Below are 4,612 nucleotides of genomic sequence, written 5' to 3'. Positions count from 1 at the left end.
AAGAGTAATTGTAAAAATGGCTGATAAAATACAGATTATTTACATTTTTTTACAAAAAAATCGGGAAAATTAGCTAAACTCTTGTAAACGCTAACAGTAAATGTTATACTAGAAGAGTAAATTTTTAATTAAAGGTAGGAATTTTTCTATGAGTAAAATCGTTGTAGTTGGTGCTAACCACGCTGGTACAGCATGTATTAATACTATGTTGGATAATTTTGGCAATGAGAACGAAATCGTTGTATTCGACCAAAACTCTAACATCTCTTTCCTAGGATGTGGAATGGCCCTTTGGATCGGTGAACAAATTGACGGTGCTGAAGGCTTGTTCTATTCTGATAAAGAAAAATTGGAAGCTAAAGGTGCTAAGGTTTACATGAACTCACCAGTTCTTTCAATCGACTATGATAACAAAGTAGTTACAGCAGAAGTTGAAGGGAAAGAGCACAAAGAATCATACGAGAAATTGATTTTCGCTACAGGTTCTACACCAATCTTGCCACCAATCGAAGGTGTTGAAATTGTTAAAGGAAACCGCGAATTTAAAGCAACTCTTGAAAACGTACAATTCGTGAAATTGTACCAAAATGCTGAAGAAGTTATCAATAAACTTGCTGACAAGAGCCAACACCTCGACCGTATCGCCGTTGTTGGTGGTGGTTACATCGGTGTTGAACTTGCTGAAGCCTTTGAGCGTCTTGGAAAAGAAGTTGTCCTTGTTGATATCGTTGATACTGTTTTGAACGGTTACTATGACAGAGACTTCACACAAATGATGGCGAAGAACTTGGAAGACCACAACATTCGCTTGGCTCTTGGTCAAACTGTTAAAGCAATCGAGGGTGACGGTAAAGTTGAACGCTTGATTACTGATAAAGAAACTTTCGATGTGGATATGGTTATCCTTGCAGTTGGTTTCCGTCCAAATACTGCTCTTGCTGATGGTAAGATTGAACTCTTCCGTAACGGTGCTTTCCTTGTAAACAAGAAACAAGAAACTTCACTTCCTGGTGTATTTGCTGTTGGAGACTGTGCGACTGTTTATGACAACGCTCGTAAAGATACAAGCTACATCGCACTTGCTTCAAACGCAGTTCGTACTGGTATTGTTGGTGCTTACAATGCTTGTGGACATGAATTGGAAGGAATCGGTGTTCAAGGTTCAAACGGTATCTCAATCTACGGTCTTCACATGGTTTCAACTGGTTTGACTCTTGAAAAAGCGAAAGCTGCTGGTTACAACGCAACTGAAACAGGCTTTAACGATCTTCAAAAACCAGAATTCATGAAACATGATAACCATGAAGTAGCCATCAAGATTGTCTTTGACAAAGATAGTCGTGAAATTCTTGGTGCACAAATGGTTTCACATGACCCTGCGATTAGTATGGGAATTCACATGTTCTCACTTGCTATTCAAGAGCATGTGACAATTGATAAATTGGCATTGACAGACCTATTCTTCTTGCCACACTTCAACAAACCATACAACTACATCACAATGGCTGCACTTACAGCTGAAAAATAAAATTTGATGAACTATCTGGCCTTAAGTTAAGGTCAGATAGTTTTTTAGTCAATATGTACCCATACAATTGCATTTTTTTTATCTTGTGATTCATTCTAATCTAACTTAAAATGAAATGGTAGCTACCAATACAAATGATGAGGATAAAAGAAATGACTGAAAATCGTTATGAATTAAATAAAAACTTGGCGCAGATGCTCAAGGGTGGGGTTATCATGGACGTTCAGAACCCTGAACAAGCCCGTATCGCTGAAGCTGCTGGTGCGGCAGCTGTTATGGCCTTGGAGAGGATTCCGGCTGATATTCGTGCAGTTGGTGGGGTTTCCCGCATGAGTGATCCAAAGATGATTAAGGAAATCCAAGAAGCAGTTAGTATTCCAGTGATGGCCAAGGTCAGAATAGGACATTTTGTTGAAGCTCAGATTTTAGAGGCTATTGAAATTGACTATATCGATGAGAGTGAGGTTTTATCTCCAGCTGATGACCGTTTCCATGTGGACAAAAAAGAATTCCAAGTTCCTTTTGTCTGTGGGGCTAAGGACTTGGGTGAAGCCTTGCGTCGTATCGCTGAAGGTGCTTCTATGATTCGTACAAAAGGAGAACCAGGGACAGGAGACATTGTTCAAGCTGTTCGTCATATGCGTATGATGAATCAGGAAATTCGCCGCATTCAAAACCTACGTGAGGACGAACTTTATGTTGCCGCCAAGGACTTACAAGTCCCTGTAGAATTGGTTCAATACGTCCATGAACATGGGAAATTGCCAGTTGTAAATTTCGCTGCTGGAGGTGTTGCAACGCCAGCAGATGCTGCGCTGATGATGCAATTAGGGGCAGAGGGTGTCTTTGTCGGTTCAGGTATTTTCAAGTCAGGAGATCCTGTTAAACGAGCGAGTGCCATTGTCAAAGCGGTAACTAATTTCCGAAATCCTCAGATCCTAGCTCAAATCTCTGAAGATCTAGGAGAAGCCATGGTTGGTATCAATGAAAATGAGATCCAAATCCTCATGGCTGAGCGAGGAAAATAGATGAAAATCGGAATATTGGCCTTGCAAGGGGCCTTTGCAGAACATGCAAAAGTGCTAGATCAATTAGGTGTCGAGAGTGTTGAAATCAGAAATTTAGATGATTTTCAACAATATCAGAGTGACTTGGCGGGTTTAATACTACCTGGTGGGGAATCTACAACCATGGGCAAGCTCTTACGTGAGCAGGACATGCTGATTCCCATTCGAGAAACCATACTTTCTGGACTTCCCGTTTTTGGTACTTGCGCAGGCTTGATTCTCTTAGCTAAGGAAATTACTTCTCAGGAAGAGAGTCATCTAAGAACTATGGATATGGTGGTCGAGCGCAATGCCTATGGGCGCCAATTAGGAAGTTTCTACACGGAAGCAGAATGTAAGGGAGTCGGTCAGATTCCAATGACTTTTATTCGCGGTCCGATTATCAGTAGTGTTGGAGAAGATGTAGAAATTCTAGCAACAGTTGACAATCAAATCGTTGCAGCCCAAGAAAAAAATATGTTGGTAACTTCTTTTCATCCAGAATTGACTGATGATGTGCGCTTGCACCAGTACTTTATTAATATGTGTAAAGAAAAAAGTTGAGATTGAATTTCTCAACTTTTTTACATGTAATAAACAATAGCGATGTATTGGAGGGCAGATGCTGCTAGGATAAAGAGATGCCAAATCATGTGGAAATAAGGTTTTTTCTTGGCGTAAAATCCAGCCCCAACTGTATAACAGAGTCCGCCAGTTACCATGAGACTCCAGAAAATTGGTGTCGTTTGACTGATGATGGCAGGAATGATAGTTAGAACCAACCAGCCCATAATCAGGTAAAGAGCAAGGCTGAATTTCTCATTGACCTTTTTAGCAAAGATTTTATAGAGAATACCAAAGATGGTCGTTCCCCACTGGATGGCAATAATCAGATAGCCAAACCAGTTATTCATTAAGGTCAAGACGACGGGCGTATAAGAGCCTGCGATAGCCACATAAATCATAGAATGGTCAATAATTCGCAAGACGTATTTGTGGGTCGAACCATAGGCCATAGAGTGGTAAATGGTGGATGAGAGGAACATGAGAAAGAGACTGATGACGAAAATGGAAACGCCGATAGAGGATAAAAATCCGTGTGCTTCGTAACTATAGGTGGATGAAATAGGGAGTAAGATGAGCATTGTGACTGCACCTACGGCATGGGTCACGCTATTAGCAATCTCCTCTCCAAAACTGAGTTGTTTGCTGAGTTTAAGACTAGTGTTCATTGGATTACCTCCTCTTGAGTATGATCGATTAAGTCTAGAGTTTGGTGATAGAGTTTAACGGTTTGGCAGCTGGTTTGGATAATGGGGTTAGCTGGATCAATTCCTTGGTTCATGTAGTTTACAAAAGCATCGTAGAGTTGGTCTGAACTTGCTTGAGTTTGTAGAGTATTCAGTGTCTGTGCTATTTCTTGAATAGAAAATACAGACTTGAGGGTTGTGATAGCAATCAAACGTGCAATCTGTTGGCGTTGGTATTTTTTCTTGTCAGGCTTTGTCAGGTAACCATGTTTGACATAGTTATTGACCATAGATGCTGTCAGGCCCTTGTCTTTATCAGGATTGATAGGGGCGCAGACCTGATTGACATAAAGCAAAACCTGGTCCAGATAGAGGTCAATATTTGGAATTTCTGCCCATTTTGGGTAGGAAAAGGTAGTTTTCATTTTCAACTCCTTTTTATCTAGTTTTAATAACTAGATTATAAAATAATAGAAATAGAAAGTCAAGTTTTAACTGCTTGTAGAAAGACTTAAATTATGCTATGATGGGAGAAACTAGTCAGAAATGAGGAGAAAAGATGGAAATTCGTTTAGCTTTTCCAAATGAAGTAGATGCCATCATGCAGGTGATGGAGGATGCTAAAAAATGTTTAGCAGATGCTGGTAGTGACCAGTGGCAAAATGGCTATCCAAATGCTGATATTATTATTGAAGATATTATCTCAGGTCAAGCCTACGTAGCCTTGGAAGAGGGAGAACTACTAGCTTATGCAGCTGTTACCAAGAGTCCAGAGGCAGTCTATGAAG

The 4,612-nt window shown here is 40.3% G+C and carries 5 protein-coding genes and 1 pseudogene; 4 read left to right on the top strand and 2 right to left on the bottom strand.

The window, feature by feature from the left end:
* Positions 1 to 148: 148 nt before the first annotated feature.
* The 3 genes from nox to pdxT all read left to right on the top strand — a co-directional run bounded on the left by nox (position 149) and on the right by pdxT (position 3,138).
* On the top strand, positions 149 to 1,528 hold the full coding sequence (nox, locus tag ACLNCN_RS03535) for a H2O-forming NADH oxidase (RefSeq protein WP_049500112.1): 1,380 nt from the start codon (positions 149 to 151) through the stop codon (positions 1,526 to 1,528).
* 152 nt (positions 1,529 to 1,680) lie between these two features.
* On the top strand, positions 1,681 to 2,556 hold the full coding sequence (pdxS, locus tag ACLNCN_RS03530) for a pyridoxal 5'-phosphate synthase lyase subunit PdxS (RefSeq protein WP_000138533.1): 876 nt from the start codon (positions 1,681 to 1,683) through the stop codon (positions 2,554 to 2,556).
* Complete coding sequence (gene pdxT, locus ACLNCN_RS03525; RefSeq protein WP_084929986.1) at positions 2,557 to 3,138, top strand: pyridoxal 5'-phosphate synthase glutaminase subunit PdxT; 582 nt, start codon at positions 2,557 to 2,559, stop codon at positions 3,136 to 3,138.
* Between the two features lie 20 nt (positions 3,139 to 3,158).
* On the opposite strand, the gene trhA is transcribed toward pdxT, so the two are convergent.
* Positions 3,159 to 3,806: a PAQR family membrane homeostasis protein TrhA gene (trhA, locus tag ACLNCN_RS03520; protein ID WP_060627951.1), complete on the bottom strand. Its 648-nt coding sequence runs from the start codon at positions 3,804 to 3,806 to the stop codon at positions 3,159 to 3,161.
* Positions 3,803 to 4,249 carry a DUF1836 domain-containing protein gene (locus ACLNCN_RS03515; RefSeq protein ID WP_424844629.1) on the bottom strand — a complete coding sequence of 149 codons (447 nt, stop codon included), beginning with the start codon at positions 4,247 to 4,249 and terminating at the stop codon, positions 3,803 to 3,805. Before ACLNCN_RS03515 ends, trhA begins: the two co-directional genes overlap by 4 nt.
* Before the next feature lie 134 nt (positions 4,250 to 4,383).
* Between ACLNCN_RS03515 and ACLNCN_RS03510 the strand changes: the two are divergent.
* Positions 4,384 to 4,612 (top strand): annotated as a pseudogene (locus tag ACLNCN_RS03510) (GNAT family N-acetyltransferase); the annotation flags it as partial.

The organism is Streptococcus sp. CL8.13, from assembly GCF_049737895.1.
This window is presented reverse-complemented; position numbering and strand designations above follow the sequence as displayed.